This window comes from Streptomyces mutabilis, assembly GCF_014649815.1.
GTDB classification, from domain to species: Bacteria; Actinomycetota; Actinomycetes; order Streptomycetales; family Streptomycetaceae; genus Streptomyces; species Streptomyces mutabilis.
In genome coordinates this window covers 245390-263969 of record NZ_BMTT01000003.1, presented here as the reverse complement: position 1 = coordinate 263969, position 18580 = coordinate 245390, and the positions used below count along the sequence as shown (strand labels likewise).

General features: G+C 73.2%; 15 protein-coding genes and 2 pseudogenes. 6 read left to right on the top strand and 11 right to left on the bottom strand.

Annotated features, from left to right (window positions below):
* The first annotated feature begins 41 nt into the window (after positions 1–41).
* Both IE142_RS09420 and IE142_RS09415 read left to right on the top strand, forming a co-directional pair.
* Positions 42–1682, top strand: a complete 1641-nt coding sequence (locus IE142_RS09420) for an FAD-binding oxidoreductase (RefSeq protein WP_191885263.1) — start codon at positions 42–44, stop codon at positions 1680–1682.
* Positions 1683–1749: 67 nt separating this feature from the next.
* The gene (locus IE142_RS09415; protein WP_191885262.1) at positions 1750–2631 is read left to right on the top strand and encodes a YegS/Rv2252/BmrU family lipid kinase; all 882 of its coding nucleotides are present in this window, start codon (positions 1750–1752) and stop codon (positions 2629–2631) included.
* 54 nt (positions 2632–2685) lie between these two features.
* Here IE142_RS09415 and IE142_RS09410 read toward each other — a convergent pair whose 3' ends face one another.
* From IE142_RS09410 to IE142_RS09360, 11 genes and pseudogenes are all read right to left on the bottom strand, one after another.
* Positions 2686–4968, bottom strand: a complete 2283-nt coding sequence (locus IE142_RS09410; protein WP_191885261.1) for a catalase — start codon at positions 4966–4968, stop codon at positions 2686–2688.
* Between the two features lie 137 nt (positions 4969–5105).
* Positions 5106–5333 carry a hypothetical protein gene (locus IE142_RS09405; RefSeq protein WP_191885260.1) on the bottom strand — a complete coding sequence of 76 codons (228 nt, stop codon included), beginning with the start codon at positions 5331–5333 and terminating at the stop codon, positions 5106–5108.
* Between the two features lie 147 nt (positions 5334–5480).
* Positions 5481–7379, bottom strand: a complete 1899-nt coding sequence (locus tag IE142_RS09400; RefSeq protein WP_191885259.1) for a DUF2264 domain-containing protein — start codon at positions 7377–7379, stop codon at positions 5481–5483.
* Positions 7376–8407, bottom strand: coding sequence for a hydroxyacid dehydrogenase (locus IE142_RS09395; protein WP_191885258.1), 1032 nt, complete (start codon positions 8405–8407; stop codon positions 7376–7378). Before IE142_RS09395 ends, IE142_RS09400 begins: the two co-directional genes overlap by 4 nt.
* Positions 8404–9267 carry a carbohydrate ABC transporter permease gene (locus tag IE142_RS09390; protein ID WP_191885257.1) on the bottom strand — a complete coding sequence of 288 codons (864 nt, stop codon included), beginning with the start codon at positions 9265–9267 and terminating at the stop codon, positions 8404–8406. Before IE142_RS09390 ends, IE142_RS09395 begins: the two co-directional genes overlap by 4 nt.
* Entirely contained in the window at positions 9264–10253 is a 990-nt protein-coding gene (locus IE142_RS09385; RefSeq protein WP_191885256.1) for a carbohydrate ABC transporter permease, read from the bottom strand. The genes IE142_RS09390 and IE142_RS09385 overlap by 4 nt, the downstream gene beginning before the upstream one ends.
* Before the next feature lie 26 nt (positions 10254–10279).
* Positions 10280–11611, bottom strand: coding sequence for an ABC transporter substrate-binding protein (locus IE142_RS09380; protein ID WP_191885255.1), 1332 nt, complete (start codon positions 11609–11611; stop codon positions 10280–10282).
* A 126-nt stretch (positions 11612–11737) separates the two neighbouring features.
* A complete protein-coding gene (locus IE142_RS09375) occupies positions 11738–12880 on the bottom strand; it encodes a substrate-binding domain-containing protein (RefSeq protein ID WP_191885507.1) in 1143 nt (380 codons plus the stop codon).
* A 122-nt stretch (positions 12881–13002) separates the two neighbouring features.
* Positions 13003–13264: pseudogene (locus tag IE142_RS09370) on the bottom strand (gas vesicle protein K).
* Positions 13222–13431 (bottom strand): annotated as a pseudogene (gvpO, locus tag IE142_RS09365) (gas vesicle protein GvpO); the annotation flags it as partial. The pseudogenes gvpO and IE142_RS09370, both read right to left, overlap by 43 nt.
* A 42-nt stretch (positions 13432–13473) precedes the next feature.
* Positions 13474–14172 (bottom strand): class I SAM-dependent methyltransferase, encoded by a 699-nt coding sequence (locus IE142_RS09360; protein ID WP_229830319.1) that lies wholly within the window; start codon positions 14170–14172, stop codon positions 13474–13476.
* Between the two features lie 295 nt (positions 14173–14467).
* Here IE142_RS09360 and IE142_RS09355 point away from each other — a divergent pair, with 295 nt between their 5' ends.
* From IE142_RS09355 to IE142_RS09340, 4 genes are all read left to right on the top strand, one after another.
* Positions 14468–15160, top strand: a complete 693-nt coding sequence (locus tag IE142_RS09355) for a lytic polysaccharide monooxygenase auxiliary activity family 9 protein (RefSeq protein ID WP_191885254.1) — start codon at positions 14468–14470, stop codon at positions 15158–15160.
* Between the two features lie 130 nt (positions 15161–15290).
* Positions 15291–16982 (top strand): tetratricopeptide repeat protein, encoded by a 1692-nt coding sequence (locus IE142_RS09350; RefSeq protein WP_191885506.1) that lies wholly within the window; start codon positions 15291–15293, stop codon positions 16980–16982.
* Between the two features lie 214 nt (positions 16983–17196).
* A complete protein-coding gene (locus IE142_RS09345) occupies positions 17197–17583 on the top strand; it encodes a BlaI/MecI/CopY family transcriptional regulator (protein ID WP_179342699.1) in 387 nt (128 codons plus the stop codon).
* Between the two features lie 6 nt (positions 17584–17589).
* Positions 17590–18522, top strand: coding sequence for a M56 family metallopeptidase (locus tag IE142_RS09340; protein WP_191885253.1), 933 nt, complete (start codon positions 17590–17592; stop codon positions 18520–18522).
* Positions 18523–18580 lie beyond the last annotated feature (58 nt).

The window sequence follows — 18580 nt, the reverse complement described above, 5'->3', positions numbered from 1 at the left end:
AAGAGACGGCATCCCCGAACCGACCGCGAGGACGACAGGCCATGGACATGCTGTGGAACGGCTGGGGCGACCCGGCCAGGGCGACGCCGCTGCCCGACACGGTGACCGGTGTGCTGCGCGAGCTGCTCGGCGTCAAGCCCCGCGACACCGCCCCCGTCCCGCTGGAGAAGATCGGCGTACCCGCGTCACCGCTGGACGACGCCGCCCGCCGCGCGCTGGAGACCGCCGTCGGTGACCGTCCGGAACGGGTGCGCACGGACGCCGAGACGCGGGTCCGCCACACCCGCGGCAAGTCCACCCCCGACCTGCTGCGGATGCGGACCGGCGACGCCGCCGACGCCCCGGCCGCCGTCGTCCTCCCGGACGGCCACGACGAGGTGCTCGCCGTGCTCGACGCCTGCGCCCGGCACGGCCTGGCCCTCGCCCCCTTCGGCGGCGGCACCTCCGTCGTCGGCGGCCTCGCCCCCGAGGGCCGGTCCGGACCCGCCCGCTTCGTCGCCCTCGACCTGCGGCACATGAACCGCCTGCTCGACCTCGACGAGGTCTCCCGCACCGCCACCCTGCAACCCGGCCTGCGCGCCCCCGAGGCCGAGGCGCTGCTCGCCGAACGGGGCTACACCCTCGGCCACTTCCCCCAGTCCTATGAGTGGGCCACCATCGGCGGTTTCGCCGCGACCCGCTCCAGCGGACAGGCCTCGGCCGGCTACGGACGCTTCGACGAGATGGTCCTCGGCCTCACCCTCGCCACCCCCGAGGGTGCCCTCGACACCGGCCGCGCCCCGCGCTCGGCCGCCGGGCCCGACCTGCGCCAGCTGGTCCTGGGCTCCGAGGGCGCCTTCGGCGTCATCACCTCGGTCACCGTGCGCGTGCGCCCCCTGCCGGAGGTCCGCCGCCACGAGGGCTGGCGCTTCGCCTCCTTCGACGCGGGCGCCGCCGCGCTGCGCCGCCTCGCCCAGGACGGTCCGCGCCCGACGGTGCTGCGGCTTTCAGACGAGACGGAGACGCTGATCGGCCTCGCCCGGCCCGACGCAATCGGCGCCTCCCTGGAGCGGCAGGACGCCGGCTGCCTCGCGGTCGTCGGCTTCGAGGGCACCGGGGAGGACACCACGCACCGCCGCGAGCGCGCGGCCGCCGTCCTGCGCGAGTGCGGCGGCACCTTCGCCGGGGACGAGCCGGGGGAGCGCTGGGCCCACGGCCGCTACTCGGCGCCGTACCTGCGCGACTCGCTGCTCGACGCCGGGGCGCTCGCCGAGACCCTGGAGACGGCGACCTACTGGTCCAAGATCCCCGCCCTGTACGCCGCCGTCCGCGACGCCCTCACCGGCACCCTCACCGAGGCCGGCACCCCGCCGCTGGTCATGTGCCACATCTCGCACGTCTACGAGAACGGCGCCTCCCTCTACTTCACCGTCGTCTCGGCCCAGGGCGAGGACCCCCTGGCGCACTGGAGCCGCGCCAAGCACGCCGCCAACGAGGCGATCCTCACCGCGGGCGGCACCATCACCCACCACCACGGCGTCGGCACCGACCACCGCGACTGGTACGTCCGGGAGGCGGGGCCCCTCGGCGTGGCGGCCCTGCGCGCCGTCAAGCGGAGCCTGGACCCGGCGGGACTGCTCAGTCCGGGGGTCCTGCTGCCCGGCGACCGACCCGCGCCCACGACGCACTCCCACCACCCGTGAGACGCACGACGCACCCCCACCCGTGAGACAACTGTCCGGCACCACTCGTCAGCCCGGAGGCACATCGATGCGACAGTTCACCGCCGTCGTCAACCCGACCGCGGGCGGCGCCACCTCGGCCGCCGCGCTGCTCGAAGTCGCCCGGCTGCTGCGGGCGGCGGGTGCCGGGCTGGAGACCGAGTACAGCCGCAGCCTCGACCACGCCCGGGAGATCGCCCGGCGGGCCGGGGAGCGGGACCGGGTGGTGCTCGCCGTCGGCGGGGACGGCATGGCCGGCGGAATAGGGGGCGCCCTCAGCGGCACCGGGGCACCGCTGGGTCTCGTCCCGGCCGGCCGCGGCAACGACTTCGCGCGCGCCCTGGGCCTGCCCACCGAGCCCGCCGCCCTCGCCGAGGTGCTGCTGCGGGGCGAGCCGCGACCCGTCGACACCATCGAGGTCACCTCGGCGCTCCACGACCGCACCGTCGTCCTCGGAAGCGTCTACGCCGGTGTCGACGCGCTCGCCAACCGCCACGCCAACCACGCCCGCCTGCTGCGCGGCACCGCCTCCTACTACTCGGGCGCGCTGCGCGCCGTCGCCGGCTGGCGCGCCACCCGCTACCGCGTCACCGTCGACGGTGAGGAACACACGTTCACCGGCTACACCACGGTGGCCGCCAATTCCGGTTACTACGGCTTCAACCGCCGCATCGCCCCCTCGGCCCGGGTGGACGACGGCCTGCTGGACGTCGTGATGATCCACCGGGCGCCCCGGCGGCTGTTCTTCGCCCTCATGAACGAGCTCGGGTCGGGCGCGCACGTCCGCCGCCCCCAGGTCCGCGTCCTGCGCGGCCGGGAGGTCCGCATCGAGGCCGACCGCGCCGTCCCCTACGGAGCCGACGGCGAGGTCGAGGCCGTCGTCCCGGTCACCGCCAGGGTGCTGCCCGGGGCGCTGCGCGTCCTGTGCTGAACCCGCCGCCGGGACGGCCACCGCCCTCGGTGACCGGCCCGGCGGACGCGGCACTCAGCCCCGGGGGGTGGTGAAGCGTTCCCAGACCCGGTGGGAGCCCAGCAGTTCGGTGACCTGCTCCAGCGCCGCCGTGCCGGAGTCGGCGACGACCACACCGGGAGCGTCGGCGGGCACGCCGGAAGCCTCCAGCGCGACCTCGCCGCCCGCCCAGACGCCGATCGCCTTGCCGTGCCGGAACGCCTCCGAGACCAGCAGGCTCACCCGCGGGTCGGTCGTCGTCCCCGGCGTCGCGGGCGCGGGCCCGGCCTTGTGATCCCGCGGGGTGTACGCGTCGCCGCCCATGTCCGGCGCCCCGGCGAGCAGAACGGCGTCGAACTCCACGGAGCGCGCGGTGACATAACTGCGCTGGACCGTCAGCGCCGCGTCGCCCGAGCCCAGGGTGCCGCCGGTCGGTGCCACCACCAGCGGCACCATCCCCGCGTTCAGCACCGCCTGCCGCACGGCGTTCACGCCCTCCAGGTCGGCGCCGCCGGTCACGATGCCGATCACCCTGCCGTCGGTGGGCCAGGTGCGGCCTACCTGCGACAGCGCCGGGCTGGGCTCGACGTCGGCCAGCGGCACGGTCGGCTGCGGGGCGGGCAGCCCGAGACCCTCGGCGACGCCCGCGCACAGCTCGGGGTCGATGTTGGCCAGGACCTGGAGGGTCCGCTCCCGGACGGCCTGCTCGTAGCACTTGCCCAGCTCGAAGGTGTACGCGCCGATGATGTGCTCGCGCTCCACCGAGCTCATGCTCAGCCAGAACCGCCGCGGCTGGCTGAAGTGGTCCGCGAACGACTCCGGCGCTTCCCTCACCTTCGTCGCCTCCGGGACCCGTACCGGCACCTCGACGTACGCGCCCTCGGCCGCACCGGCCGTGAACGGGCAGCCGCCGTCCAGGGAGTTGGGCCGGTAGGGCGCCACCCCCCGGTGCACGGCCGTCTGGTGCATGCCGTCGCGCAGCATGTCGTTGACCGGCGCCTGCGGGCGGTTGACGGGCAGCTGCGGGAAGTTAGGTCCGCCGAGACGGGTGATCTGCGTGTCCAGGTACGAGAACAGCCGGCCGGCGAGCAGCGGGTCGTCGGTGATGTCGATTCCCGGTACCAGGTGGCCCACGTGGAAGGCGACCTGCTCGGTCTCGGCGAAGAAGTTGGACGGGTTGCGGTTGAGGGTCAGCAACCCCACCGGCTGCACCGGCGCCAGTTCCTCGGGCACGAGATTGGTCGGGTCCAGCAGGTCGATGCCCTCGAAGGTCTGCTCCGGGTTGTCGGGGAAGGTCTGGATGCCCAGTTCCCACTGCGGGTACGCGCCCGCCTCGATGGCGTCGGCGAGGTCCCTGCGGTGGAAGTCCGGGTCGACGCCGTTGATGAGCTGCGCCTCGTCCCACACCAGGGAGTGCACGCCCAGCTTCGGCTTCCAGTGGAACTTCACCAGCGTCGTCTCACCCGCGGCGTTGACCAGCCGGAAGGTGTGGACGCCGAAGCCCTCCATCATCCGGTAGGAGCGCGGGATGCCGCGGTCGCCCATGAAGAAGATGGTGTGGTGGGTCGCCTCGGTGTGCAGCGAGACGAAGTCCCAGAAGGTGTCGTGCGCGCTCTGCGCCTGCGGGATCTCCCGGTCGGGATGCGGCTTGGCGGCGTGCACCACGTCCGGGAACTTGATGGCGTCCTGGATGAAGAAGACGGGGATGTTGTTGCCGACCAGGTCGAAGACGCCCTCGCTGGTGTAGAACTTCGTCGCGAACCCGCGGGTGTCCCGCACGGTGTCCGACGACCCCCGGGAGCCGACCACCGTGGAGAACCGCGTGAACACCGGCGTCTCCACGTCCGCCGCGAGGAATCCGGCCTTGGTCACGGAGGCCGCCGTGCCGTAGCTCTGGAAGACGCCGTGCGCGCCCGCGCCACGGGCGTGCACCACACGCTCCGGGATGCGCTCGTGGTCGAAGTGCATGACCTTCTCGCGCAGGTGGTGGTCCTGCAGGAGCACGGGACCGCGCGGCCCCGCCTTCAGCGAGTGGTCGGTGTCGTACAGCCGCGTGCCCTGAGCGTTCGTCAAGTAGGCGCCGGACTGCGCCACCCGGGCCTGGTCGGCGCCCGTGGGCTGGCCGGTCGGCGAGACGGTGTCCGGGCCGCTCTGGTCCGGCTTCGGTGGCAGCGGCTCGCGGGGCTCGACGGGTTCGGCGACGGGCGGCGACTCGGCCCCGGGCTTGCCGGGGATGCCGTCCGCCGGACCGCCACCCTCGCCCTGCAGGCTCTCGGTGACCTTGTGGGCTACCCGCTTGAGGGGGTTGGCCTCGCTCATCAGCCTCTTCTCCGTTCTGGGCGGGCCGCTGCACGCGGCCGGTCGTGTTCGGGTACCCGACTGCCGTGGTGGGCCGTGACCGCGTACCCAGCGAGCGGGACTCAAGGCATGGGCGCGAGGGAACGGACGCGGTCGTCTCAGGTGACGGACTCCCCGTCGTGCACGCCGCCCTGACAGCGTTTCGTGAAGGAGCCCGTCCCCGACTGGTCGACCGAGATGATGATCACTCCGCCGCCCTGGATGCACTCGGTCGCCGTCACGTCGGCCGGAAGGTGCGCGGTACGGGGCACGGAGGCCCCGGCGGGAGCCGCGCACAGCACCGGCACGGTCAGGGCCGCGACCACGGCCCACGTGGACTTGCGCATGAGTGGGGCTCCTTCTCGCCGGTCCCGTTCCAGCGTCACCGGGCACGATGCGGTCCGCCACTTCAGACGCGCGCACGAGGGAGGGCCCCGACCTGTGGTGCCGGTCGGGGCCCTCACTCGTACGCCTGCCTGGAGCGCAGGACGACGTCAGTCCGCCGTGTGCGTCACCCGCACCGGTTCGAACGAGACTCGGGTGCGCCCGCCACCGTCCGCCCATACGACCTCCACCTTCCGGTCGCCGGGCACGACCTCCGTGACGGTGTCCGCCAGGGGGCCGGGTCCCGGCTCGCCGGTGAGCGCGGCCAGGCAGACGTGCAGGGAGCTGCCGCCCGCGTCCCCGGTCAGCCGGGGCAGCTCGGCCCACGGCGTGTACGCGGTGCCCTGCGGGGCGCGGACGGTTTCGGGCTCGGGGCTCCAGCCGTGCAGCCCGTGCAGCGCCGAGACCAGGGGTTCCTCGGGGCCGGTGGCCCATCCGGTGTGAGTGAGGCGTGCACCGGGCGGTGCCCCGGTCACGCGGTGCACCCGCAGCTCGTACGGTCCCTTCGCCACGGTCACGCTCTCCACCCGCAGCCCCGGCACCATCGGGGGGCCGTCGGTGAACACCGGCCGGTGCCAGGACGCCGCCCAGCCCCAGCCGTCCCCCTGTCCCGCGCCGAGCGGGTGGATGCGACGCCGCACACTGCCGCGGCCGTTCACCTCCACCGAGAGGTGGTTGTCCGCGACGTTCGTGCCGGCGGTGGGGCCGGTCCGGGTCGAGTAGGCATGCCGGCCGTAGTGCGGGTCGTCCGCCGCGGCCGACTCGCCCTCGTGCGGCCGGACGTGGTCGCTGCCGTGGTTGTGCAGCCGTACGATCCCGTCGGCGCGCGTCGCCTGGACCAGCAGCCCGGGCGCGGACAGGGCGAGCACGCGGTCCGCCTCCTCCACCGGGGCCGCCTCCTCGGTGGCCGTCCACAGGGGGTGGCCGGCGGGCGCCAGGAGCGACACGAACGCCTTCGACGCCCAGTACGGGGAGGCCGGGCCCGAGTACGACTGGAGGGTGGCCTCGTGCGGCCCGTGCCAGCCCAGGCTGAGCAGCCCGTCGTCGGTCAGGGCCCCGCGCTCCAGGAAGTACCGCAGGTTCCCGCTCACCAGCCGCCGCGAGACGCCCGGCGACAGCGGTGTGTACCCGGTGACCGCGCCCAGACCCACCGCGGCGGAGGCCGCGAAGCGGTAGGCGAGCGAACGGCCGTAGTGCAGCGGCGCCCCGTCTGCGCCGAACATCAGCGCGTAGCCGTCGAGGTGCGTGCGCAGCCGCTCCCCGTACCGGGCGGCGACCGGTCCGGTGTCCCCGGCCAGGTGGGCGTCCAGCACCGGGTACAGGTGCAGCGCCCAGCCGTTGTAGTGGTCGAAGGCACGACCGTCGCCGTCCGCGTACCAGCCCTCGCCCCGGTACCAGCCCTCCAGCAGTTCCAGCGCCCGGCCACGGGCCGCCGCCGTCTCCGCGTCCCCGCGGCCGACCGACTCCAGGAACCCGGCGACCGTGTACGGGAACAGGTACCAGTTGTTCGGCGCCGGCACGTGCCTGAGCGCCCCACGCAGCCATGCCTCGACCCGGTCCTGCACCCCGGCGTCGAGGTTCTTCCACAGCCAGGGCGCGGTCAGCCGCAGCCCGAGCGCGACCGACGCCGACTCGACCATCGGCTGGCCCTGCACGTCGTGATCGAGGATCAGCGGCCAGGACTCGGTGTCCTCGCGGCCGGGCGTCCGGGTGCCCGAGTCGAGGCCGCGCGCATACCGGTCCAGCCAGCCGTGCGGGTCGTCGCCGTCCGCGCCCGCGACCCGGAAGGCGGCCGCCAGGAAGGTCCGCGCGAAGCCCTCCAGACCGTCGGAGCGCACGCCCGAGCGCGAGGGGCGTCCCGGCAGGTCGAGCAGGGCACAGCCCGGGGTGCCCCAGCGCCACGCGGCCCACAGCAGCCCGTCCGCGACGGCTTCCCAGTGGGCCCGGGTGCAACCGGTGTACGGGCTCGGCGCACGGTCCTCGGTGGGCAGTTCGAAGGGGATGCTCATGCCAGGAACGCCAGCCTTTCGCGTCGTACGGGATGGAGGAAACCGGCGCCGGACGCCCAGCGGGTCGTCTCGGCGAGCGCAAGGTCGGCCAGGCGCCGCCACTCGTTGCCCTCGGAGCCGGCGAGGTGCGGGGTGATCAGCGCGTTCTCGCAGTCCCACAGGGGGTGGTCCGGCGGCAGGACCTCGGGGTCGGTGACGTCCAGCACCGCCCGGACGCGGCCCGCCCGGACGGCGTCCGTGAGCGCCTCCTGGTCGACGACCGCACCCCGGGAGGTGTTGATGAGCACCGCGTCGGTCCGCATCGCGTCGATAAGCGCCCGGCCGACCAGGCCGTGGGTCGAGGGCAGCAGCGGGGTGTGCACGCTGACCGTGTCGCAGCGGGCGAACAGATCGGGCAGCCCCACGAGTTCGACACCGAGTTCGGCGGCGTCCGCGTCGCTCACGTAGGGGTCGTGCAGGAGGACGTCGACATCGTGCGGACGGAGCAGTTCGACGACCCGGCGGCCGATCAGCGACGCCGACAGGATGCCGACCGTACGGCGGTAGTTGCCCACGCCGCGCGGGGTGCGCAGCCAGTTGCCGCGCTGCCGGGTCGCCCGGTAGTCGCGGGCCCGCTCCAGCACCCGCTTGCCGGTGAGCAGGATCATGGAGAGCGTGTACTCGGCCACCGGCAGCGCGTTGGCCGCGGCGGCCGAGGAGACCTCGATCCCCCGCTCCCAGCACGCCTCGGTGACGTGCCCGCGGACGCTTCCCGCCGTGTGCACCACGGCCCGCAGCCGCGGCGCGGCCCGCAGCACGTCCTCGTCCAGCACCGGGCAGCCCCAGCCGGTGATCAGCAGGTCCACGTCGGACAGCACGGATCCGGCCCGCGGCGTGGACAGGTCGTCCAGCACCGGGAAGGGTGCGAGATCGCAGATCCGGCGGAACGCGGCGAGGGACTGCGGGTCGAGGACGGCCGAGGCGGCGTCCCGGGACATGGCCACGGCGGCGCGCGGCCGGGAACCGGGAACGGGGGCGTGCGAAGTCACTTGACGGCTCCGGCGGTCAGCCCGCTCCGCCAGAAGCGCTGGAGCAGGACGAAGGCGAGGATGAGGGGCAGTACGGCGAGCAGCGAACCCATGATCACCACGGGGTAGTACTCCGGCGAGACGGACGCCGCGCTGTTCCACTGGTACAGGCCGAGACTGACGGGATACAGATCCTGGTCGGACAGCATCACCATGGGCAGGAAGAAGTTGTTCCAGATCGCGGTCAGCTGGAAGAGGAAGACGGTGATCAGGCCGGGACCCAGCATCCTGAGCGCCACCCGGGCGTACGTGGTCAGCTCGCCCGCTCCGTCCACGCGCGCCGCCTCCAGCACCTCGTCGGGCACGTATCCCCGCGCGAAGATGCGTCCGAGGTAGACGCCGAACGGGTTGAACAGCACCGGGATGAACACCGCCCAGAAGGTGTTGACCAGGCCGGCCTCGGACGCCATCAGGTAGAGCGGCAGCGCGAGCACCGTCTGCGGCACCATGACCGCCGCCAGGACCAGGCCGAACAGCTTCTCCCTGTGCCGGAAGCGGTACTTGTCGAAGGCGTAGCCGCAGGCGACGCTCACCAGCGCGCCGACGGCCGCGCCCACCACGGCGTACAGCAGGCTGTTGACGTACCAGCGGCCGTACAGCCCGCCGTCCATGGCGAACAGGTCCTGGAGGTTCTGGACGAAGGAGAAGTCGCTCAGCGACAGCAGGTCGCTGCTGAAGAGCGCGTCCCGGGTCTTGGCGGAGGCGAGCACCAGCCACAGCACCGGCAGCAGGGTGTACAGCACGGAGATCGCGACGACCGCGTTGACCGTCGCCCGGCCCAGCAGCTTCGGGCGGAGCGGGGAGCTGTCGGGGGTGCTCATCGGGCCTCCTCGGCGACGTCGGCGCGGCTGGTGAGGCGGGTGACGCCGTAGGAAAGGGCGATCGTGCAGACGAGCAGGACGACCGAGGCGGCCGCCGCGAGACTGTAGTTGTTGCGGGTGAAGGCCGCGTCGTAGATGTACATGCTCGGCGAGAACCGGGAGCTGATCATCGGGGACGACTGGCTGAGCAGCATCGGCTCGGTGAAGAGCTGGAGCGCCCAGATCAGCGTGAAGATCGAGACCATCACGATGGAGGCCCGCACCAGGGGCGTCTTCACCTGGAGCGCGGTGCGCACCGGCCCCGCGCCGTCGACCACGGACGCCTCGATCACCTCGCGCGGCACGGCCTGCAGCGCGGCGTAGAAGACCACCATGTTGTAGCCGAGGTTGCTCCACAGCGCGATGTTCACGATGGACGGGATCACCGTGTGCACGCCCAGGAAGTCGATCGTGATGTCACCCTTGGCGAACAGCTCGATGACCGGGCTGATGCCGGGCGTGTACAGGTACAGCCAGATCAGCGCCGCGATGATGCCGGGCACCGCGTGCGGCAGGAACAGGCCGAGCTGGGCGAAGGCCCGCAGCCGGACCACGCCGGAGTCCAGCAGCAGGGCGAGGGCGAGCGCGCCGACGACCATGAGCGGGATGTAGATCAGGCAGTACAGGGCGACCGTGCCGAGCCCGCCGAGGAAGGTCGGGTCGGTGAGCACGGCCGCGTAGGAGCGCAGCCCGACGAAGATCCTGCGTTCCGGGCCGAAGCCGAGGCCGGGCTGGTCGTCGCTGAAGAAGCTCAGGTGGACCGCCGTGCCGACGGGGATCAGGAAGACGGTGACCAGCAGGGCGAAGAACGGCGTCATCAGGACGCCGGCGGCGGTCAGTTGCCGACGTTTGGCGGCTCTGCGGGCGCGTAGGCCCGACGCGGAGGGCGACGGGGCGGTGGCGTGGGAGGCGCCGGCCGGCACCCGGGTGCGGGTGGTCGCGGTCACGGGGGTGTCACCTGCCTTTCGTCGGCTCAGGTGCTGTGCTGGGTGGTGGACAGGCCGAGGGCCTTGAGGTCGGGCATCGTGCCCTCCTGGGCGGTGCGCAGCGACTCGACGAGAGAGCCCTGACCGCCGCTGACGCGGGCGAAGGAGTCCTGCATGACCTTCTGGGTGGCGCTCATCCGCGGCCCCCACAGCCACTGCTCGCCGATGTTCTCGGCCTCCCGCTCGAACAGGGTGTAGATGTCCTGACCGCCGTAGTACGACCGGTCGAAGGCCTCGCGGCCCACGGAGACCAGCCCGGGCGCGGCCGGGTACTGGCTGCTGGTGCCGCTGGACAGCCGGGCCCGCAGGGCGTCGGGGTGGGACACCTGCCACTCGATGAACTCCATGGCGGCCTCGGGGTGCCGGCTGTCGGCGGTGACGGCGAACGTGGAGCCGCCGTGCGTGCCCGCGGCCGGGTTCCCGGGGTCCCACTGCGGCAGCGGCGCGATCCGCCACTGGCCCTTCTGCCCCGGCCGCGCGTTCATCTGCGCACCCGCGTCCCAGGCGCCGCTGAGCCGGGTGAGGACGAGTCCGTTGCCGATCTGCGCGTCGGACTGACGGCTCTCCACGGCGTTCATGAAGACGTCGTCCCGGTCGATCAGCCCCTGCCAGTAGTCCGCCACCCGCCGGGACGGCGCGTCGGCGAGGGAGACGTTCCAGGCGCCCTTCGACGTGTCGAACCACTGGGCGCCCGCCTGCCAGGCGTAGCAGGCGAACTGCGTCATCCCGTCGGTGGGGAACAGCACCAGCCGGCGGTCGGGGGCCCTGCGGCGCACGGTCGCGGCCTGCTCGGCGAACTCGTCCCAGGTGCGGGCCGGCCGGAGCCCGTGCTCGTCGAAGAGGTCGGCGCGGTAGTGCATGACCATGGGCTCGACGTCCAGCGGCACGCTGAACACCCGGCCCTCGAAGGTGGTCAGCCCGAGCGCCTGCGGCAGCAGCTTGCGGCGCAGGCCGTCGCCGACCAGGTCGGTGATGTCACGGGCGACGCCGTCGATGGCGTACCCGGGCACCTGCGGATACTCGATGGTGGCGACGTCGGGCGCGTTGCCGGCCCGGGCGGCGTTGCTGAGCTTGGCGTAGCCGCCCTGCCCGCCGGAGGGGATCTGCTGGAAATCGACCTGGACGGTGCGGTGCGTCCGGTTGAAGGCGTCGACCACCTCCTGGCTGCCGCGCAGGGCGGACCAGAAGGTGATGCGCGTGGTGGTGCCCGTGCGGGCCGACGATGCGCCGTTCCCCCCGCTGCAGGCGCTCACGGCTCCTGCCAGGGGTGCGGCGGCCATCGCGGCGAGCACGGAGCGACGGCTGGGTCGTCCGGGCATGGCGCCTCCCGCGGCTCCTGCGGGCCCGCGTGCGTGCGGACTCGACTGTTCGGGACACGGGAATCCTGAAGGCTCCGGCACAAACGGTCAATAGATCGATCAGAAGAAAATGAAGCGTTCAAACGCTCATTCATTGGAGGGGATCGTGCCGGGCTCCGCGCCCGTGTCGCCCACGTCCCCGTCCGCGGTGTCCACTCGCCGGGTCGAGCCGCGCACCATCAGCCGCGGCAGCAGCTCGACGCGGCGCGTGGGCCCGGGTGCGCTCTCCCGCAGACGCCGGAGCAGCAGCTCGGCGGCGATCCGTCCGACCTCCGCCCTCGGCGGCGAGACGGCGGTCAGCGGGGGAGTGGCGAGACCGGCCACCACGTCGTCGTACGCCACGACCGAGCAGTCCCGGGGCACCCGCCCCCCCTCGGCCGCCAGCCGCTGCACGATCATCAGCGCGTCCACGTCGCCGTGCAGCACGACCGCGCTCGCCCCCGTCTTGTGCAGCAGCACCGGCAGCTCGGCCGTCTCGTCCGCCGAGTAGGGTCCCTCCGGCCCCGACTCGGGAGTGCTCAGCGCCCAAGCCCACTCCTCCACCAGTGGATGCGCGCCCGCGATCTCGGCCAGCGCGGACCGCAGCGTGCGGGCGGTCGGGCTGTCGTCCCGGGTGGCGAACACGATGCGCCGGTGCCCGAGCTCCACCAGGTGCTCCACTGCCAGGTGCGCGCCGTACCAGTGGTCCGAGCACACCGAGTCCAGCAGGTGCGGCGCGCTGCCGCGCCGCGGCCGGCGCTCCATGAGGACCGTCGGTACCTGAAGCCCGGACAGCCAGGCGTGGTCAGCCTCCTCGACGGCCAGGCTGTTCCACCGGGGAGCGAGCAGCAGGCCCCGGGCACCGTCCGCGAGGGCCCGCTCGACCAGCGGGCGTTCGGCGCCCGCCGCCTGGGGCGCGATGTGCAGCGCCAGGCGCACGCCGGCCTCCTCCAGCACCGTGCGGGCCCCGTGCAGCGTCTCGGTCAGGTACGAGTGCCGTTCCGGCACCACCACCGCCACCCGGTCCCCGTCGGCGGCCTCCCTGGCGGGTGCCTCCTGGGCGGGCAGCGTCGACCGCACGACGCCGTGCCCGCGGCGCAGCCTGCCCTCGCGCGTCAGCTCCTCCACGTCGCGGCGCACCGTCACCACGGAGACCTGCAACTCGTCGGCGAGATCGCGCACCCGCGCGGTACCGCGCGCCTGGACCGCCGCCAGGATCCGCTGCCGCCTGAGATCGACCGGCTCCCGCATCAGGCCTCTCACCCCCGGAATGTTCGTTTGAGCGATTCCGCGTCATCATAGCGATCGCTCATGCCGGGTGCCCGCGCCTCTCCGCCCCGGACGACCGCGCCGGTCGAGAAGAAGCGGCCGCCCTACGGCTCGGGGTCCGCGGGAGCGGCCCCAGCGGCCCCGGATCCAGATCCAGGTCGCCGCGGTTGAGGCCGTGCTGCGCGCACAGGTCGTCCATCCGCTCGTCGAGCAGCATCAGCGCCGTGCCGAGCCGCTCCTCCTGCTCCGCGCTCGGCGTCCCCCGGCGAAGCGGCGCACCGCCTGGCGCTCCATGAGCTGGCGCGACAGCTCCACCACGGGGTCGGGGTGCGCGCCACCTCCAGCACGTCCACGTTGACGATCCAGCCGTCGTCCTCGCTCCGGCGCACCGCAGAGACTCCCTCGACGCGGTGCCGGATCAGCTCGGACAGGGCGTCCGCGGCGCGTTCGGCGGCGTCCCGGGCGCCCCGCACGGACGGCTCGCGTGTGGTCGTGGAAGTCGTGCCGCGCCGTCGCCCGCCAGGTTCCGTCATGCAGCGCACTTGGGCCGCGGGCCCCGGTCCGGGCGTGGGCAGTTACCCCATGCGTGGCGGTGAGGGGTGGGCGGGAGCGGCAGCGCCCGTGGCGGTCAGGCGCCCCGGCGCGCGCCGGCAGTGCAGGAAGAGGTGGGGTTCCGGCCGGGCCTGAGGGTGGGCAGGGGTGAACATCGTCGCCTCCTGCGCCAGCACCTCCAGGCCGGCCTCCTCGGCCACGGCGGTGAGGGCCTGCGCGGTGAAGCTGGTCACCCGCACCGGCTGGCCCATGAAGGTGGCGTCGACCCCCTCGACGTCCAGCGGCACCGTGGCCAGGACCAGGTAACCCTCCGGCTTCAATGACCGCACCAGGCGCCGGACCAGCTCCGTCTGCTCCCGCCGGTCCAGCTGGAGCAGTGAGAAGTACACGCAGACCGCGTCGAACGAGGCGTCCGGGAGCCGTACTCCGCGGATGTCCGCGCACTGGAAGGTGGCCGACGGCACCTGCCGCGTCGCCAACTCCACCATGACGGGGGAGACGTCGACGCCCAGGACGTCGTGCCCGGCGTCGGCCAGGGTCTCGGCGGTGGGCCGGCCCGTGCCACTGCCCACGTCCAGCACCCGGCTGCCCGGCGCGAGGCGACCGAGCAGCCACTCCAGGGAGCGCCGGTGCGTCTTCGACCCGGCGAAGGCCTTCTCGTAGTCTGCGCCCAGCGCGTCGAACGCGGCGGCGGCCTGAGGCCGTTGCTGCTCCTCGCTCACGACGTTCCCTCCCTCGGGCGAGCCGGTGCCGCGGGCATCGTTCCACCGGAAGCGGGCCGCCGACAAGGCCCCTCCGGGTGATCCGCGGCGAACCTCCCCGGGCCTTCCAGCGCCCACCCCCGACCCGCCGACCGAACCGAACGCGCCACCGCTCTACAGGAAGTGGCGCGATTCAACTATTGCCATTCCGATTGTCCGGGCGCAGCCTAATTTCCGAGCCGCACTGGGAGCGCTCCCAAGGGGCGCTCTCGGTCCGGAACCCCCATGTTGTCCCCCCACGCGAGAGAAGGACGTCATGACTTGTCATGATCACGCCAGGCCCACACCGGGTAACACCACGCGAGCCCGGCGAGCGTCGACCCTCGTCCTCGGCGCCCTCACCGCCGCCCTGCTCGCCCTCGTCCCCTGGAGCGGCACCGCCGTCGCCCACGGCTCGGTCGTCGACCCCGCCTCCCGCAACTACGGCTGCTGGCTGCGCTGGGGCGACGACTTCCAGAACCCCGCCATGGCCCAGGAAGACCCCATGTGCTGGCAGGCGTGGCAGGACAACCCCAACGCCATGTGGAACTGGAACGGCCTGTACCGCAACGGCTCCGCGGGCAACTTCGAGGCCGTGGTCCCCGACGGCCAGCTGTGCAGCGGCGGCCGTACCGAGGGCGGGCGCTACAACTCCCTGGACGCCGTCGGAGCCTGGAAGACCACGGCGGTCGCGGACGACTTCACCGTCAAGCTGTACGACCAGGCCAGCCACGGCGCCGACTACTTCAAGGTCTACGTCTCCCGGCAGGGCTTCGACCCCACCACGCAGCCCCTCGGCTGGGACGACCTCCAACTGCTCACCACCACGGGCAGCTACGCACCCAGCCAGAACTACGAGATCCCGGTGAGCACCTCGGGCCTGAGCGGCCGGCACGTCGTCTACACGATCTGGCAGGCGTCGCACATGGACCAGACGTACTTCCTGTGCAGCGACGTCGACTTCGGTTGATCCGCGTCACCCCGTCCCCCCACCCCCGCCGGGCGCACCGCGTCCGGCGGGGACACCGGTCGGTGTGACAGCCCCGGTGAACCACCACGTGGCCGCTTCGTGCTGCGGTATACGTCCAGGCATGGAACCGATGGACTACTACGACCTCGGCACCCACGGCCGTCCCGTCACGACCTCCTCGCCCGAGGCGCAGCGATGGTTCGACCGCGGTTTGGTGTGGACGTACGCCTTCCACCACGAGGAGGCCGTCTCCTGCTTCGAGGCCGCCGCCGCGGCCGATCCGGACTGCGCCATGGCCTACTGGGGCATCGCCTACGCCCTCGGCCCGAACTACAACAAACCGTGGGAGGCCTTCGAGACCGAGGAGCTGACCCGGACCGTCGACCGCACCCACGCCGCCGTCGAACGCGCCCACGAGAAGGCGGTCAGGTCCGCCACCCCGGTCGAACGCGCCCTGATCGGTGCCCTGCGCGCCCGTTACCCGCAGGGCCGGGCCGTCGAGGACTGCTCGGTGTGGAACCCGCCGTACGCCGAGAGCATGCGCGCCGTCCACCGACTGGCCCCGGACGACCTGGACGTGACCACCCTGTACGCCGACGCGCTGATGAACCTGACCCCCTGGCAGCTGTGGGACCTGCGTACGGGGCGTCCGGCCGAGGGAGCCCGCACCCTGGAGGCGAAGGAGGTCCTCGAGCGGGCCCTGGCCGCGGACGGCGGACGCGAGCATCCCGGCGTCCTGCACCTCTACATCCACCTGATGGAGATGTCCGCCACTCCTCAGGCGGCGCTCACCGTGGCCGACCGGCTGCGCGGACTGGTCCCCGACGCCGGGCACCTCAACCACATGCCGTCGCACCTGGAGGTGCTGTGCGGCGACTACCGGCGCGTGGTGTCGGACAACACCGCCGCGATCGCCGCCGACGAGAAGTACCGAGCACGGGCCGGCGCGATGAATTTCTACACCCTCTACCGCTCGCACAACTACCACTTCAAGATCTACGGCGCGATGTTCCTCGGCCAGTACGAGACCGCCATGGACACCGTCGCGCAGTTGGAGGCGTCCGTCCCCGAGGAACTGCTGCGAGTCGAGAGCCCCCCGATGGCCGACTGGCTGGAGGGCTTCCTCGCCATGCGGGTGCACGTCCTGATCCGCTTCGGCCGCTGGACGGACATCCTCCGGCTGCCGCTGCCCGCCGACCCGCGCCTGTACTGCGTGACGACCGCGATGATCCACTACGCCCGCGGGGTCGCCCTCTCGGCCACCGGCAGGGTCGACGAGGCCGAGGCCGAACGCGTGCTGTTCCGCGAGGCGGTCGCCCGGGTGCCCGGGACACGCACACTGTTCAACAACACCTGCGCAGACATCCTCGCCATCGCCTCCGCCATGCTCGACGGCGAACTGGAGTACCGCAAGGGCGACCACGCCGCCGCGTTCGCGGCCCTGGAACGGTCGGTCGAACTGGACGACAACCTCCCCTACGACGAGCCGTGGGGCTGGATGCAGCCCACCCGGCACGCCTACGGCGCCCTGCTCCTGGAGCAGGGCCGCGTCGAAGAGGCCGAGGCGGTCTACCGTGCCGACCTCGGCCTGGACGACACCCTGCCGCGCGCCCTGCAGCACCCCGGCAACGTATGGTCCCTGCACGGACTCCACGAGTGCCTGGTGCGCCTGGGCAGGGAGGCGGAGGCACGAATCGTGGCGCAGCAGCTCGGGCTGGCCACGGCACTGGCGGACGTACCGGTCGACGCCTCCTGCTTCTGCCGCCTCGGCACGGTCCCGGAGGCCGGCGCCACGGGCGGCTGCTGCGCCACGGAGGGCTGACCGGCCCAGGGCGGCGGAGACCGGCCTCAGCGTGGAGGACTGGCTCAGCGGGGGGCGGACCGGTCCAGGGCGGCCGATGGGACTGGCGCAGGGGGGGCGGGGCGCCAGGAGAAGCCGGCCGGCAAGGACGGAGAGGGAGACGGCGGCCAGTGCCCCTCGGGTGGTCTATACGATGTCGCCTCGGAACAGGGACTGCGGCGGAAGGAGGCGGGCCGTGACGGATCACCGGCGCCCGCGGCGGCGAGGCCAGGGCGAGCTGGAGGCACTGGTGCTGTCGGCGCTGCGCGAGGCGGACGGCCCCGCGACGGCCGGCTGGGTGCAGGAGCACCTGGGCGGCGACCTCGCCTACACCACGGTGATCACGATCCTGACCCGCCTGCTGGAGAAGGGCGCGGTCGACCGTGAGCGCGTGGGCCGGTCCTTCGCCTGGACACCCGCCTCGGACCAGGCGGGTCTGGCCGCCCGGAAGATGCGCAAGGTCCTGGACGCGGAGAGCGACCGGGGAGCGGTGCTGGCCAGCTTCGTGACCGGCCTCGACGCGGACGACGAGCGGCTGCTGCGAGAGCTGCTGGGGCACCTGCCCGACGCGGGGGACGGCTGACGTCGCATGGGGGTCTTCGTCTTCCTGCCGCTGGTCCTGCCGCTGACGGCGTGGCCGATCGCCCGGCTGGCCGAACAGCATCTGCACCCGCGGACCGCCACCAGGCTCCTGACCGCGGTGGCCGCGGTGATGGCCCTGTGCAGCACGGTGTGCCTGGCCCTGGTGATGGTGGTCGGTACCGCTCAGCTGCCGGGCAACCCCCTGCCAGACGGCTGGTCCGACCCCGAGGTGCGGGCGGCGGTGCCGTACGACGAGGTCGTCGGCAAGGCGGCGATCCCCGCGCTGTGCGCCGTGGTCGCTGCCTCGGCCCGGGCCCTGTGGCGGCACGGCAGGGTGCGCCGCCGCGCCCACCGTGCCCTGGCCGGCCTGCCGGGCACGGGGGTGGCCGTGCTGCCGGACGACGTGCCCTACGCGTACGCGCTGCCCGGCGGGCGCCGGGACCGGGTGGTGGTGAGCACGGCCCTGCTCGACCGCCTCGAACCGGCCGAGCGCCGCGCGTTGTTCGCCCACGAACGGGCTCACCTGGCCGCCCGTCACCACCGCTTCCTGCTCGCCGTCCGGCTCGCCGCACTGGCCAATCCGTTCCTGCGGCCCCTGCGGACCGCCGTGGCCTACACGGCGGAGCGGTGGGCGGACGAGGCGGCCGCGCGGGCGGTCGGCAACCGCCGCGCGGTGGCGACGGCCATCGGCAAGGCGGCCCTCGTCTCCCGGGGCACCCCGGTCGCCACGCTCGCCGGGCTCGCGGCACCCGGCCCGGTGCCGCGTCGGGTGGCGGCGCTGCTGGGCCCCGCTCCCGCGGTCCGCACCTGGCCCTCGCTGTTCACCTCGGTGGGCCTGGCGGCGTGGGCCGCGGCCGCCGGGACCGCCGTGTCGGCGATGTCGTCGGCGAACGCCGCCGTCACGATGTTCCTCATCCTCGGCGCCGCGACGCCCCTCTGAGCGGCTCTCAGCTCCCGGAACAGAAGCAGGTCGCAGGCTCAGCAGCGCAACGTCTTCA

Excerpts from the sequence above, each read along its gene's own strand:
- IE142_RS09420 (WP_191885263.1), top strand. The coding sequence starts at position 42 with ATGGACATGCTGTGGAACGGCTGGGGCGACCCGGCCAGGGCGACGCCG.
- IE142_RS09340 (WP_191885253.1), top strand. The coding sequence starts at position 17,590 with ATGGGGGTCTTCGTCTTCCTGCCGCTGGTCCTGCCGCTGACGGCGTGG.
- IE142_RS09375 (WP_191885507.1), bottom strand. The coding sequence starts at position 12,880 with ATGCGGGAGCCGGTCGATCTCAGGCGGCAGCGGATCCTGGCGGCGGTC.
- IE142_RS09400 (WP_191885259.1), bottom strand. The coding sequence starts at position 7,379 with ATGAGCATCCCCTTCGAACTGCCCACCGAGGACCGTGCGCCGAGCCCG.
- IE142_RS09405 (WP_191885260.1), bottom strand. The coding sequence starts at position 5,333 with ATGCGCAAGTCCACGTGGGCCGTGGTCGCGGCCCTGACCGTGCCGGTG.
- IE142_RS09415 (WP_191885262.1), top strand. The coding sequence starts at position 1,750 with ATGCGACAGTTCACCGCCGTCGTCAACCCGACCGCGGGCGGCGCCACC.
- IE142_RS09410 (WP_191885261.1), bottom strand. The coding sequence starts at position 4,968 with ATGAGCGAGGCCAACCCCCTCAAGCGGGTAGCCCACAAGGTCACCGAG.
- IE142_RS09355 (WP_191885254.1), top strand. The coding sequence starts at position 14,468 with ATGACTTGTCATGATCACGCCAGGCCCACACCGGGTAACACCACGCGA.
- IE142_RS09390 (WP_191885257.1), bottom strand. The coding sequence starts at position 9,267 with ATGAGCACCCCCGACAGCTCCCCGCTCCGCCCGAAGCTGCTGGGCCGG.
- IE142_RS09380 (WP_191885255.1), bottom strand. The coding sequence starts at position 11,611 with ATGCCCGGACGACCCAGCCGTCGCTCCGTGCTCGCCGCGATGGCCGCC.
- IE142_RS09350 (WP_191885506.1), top strand. The coding sequence starts at position 15,291 with ATGGACTACTACGACCTCGGCACCCACGGCCGTCCCGTCACGACCTCC.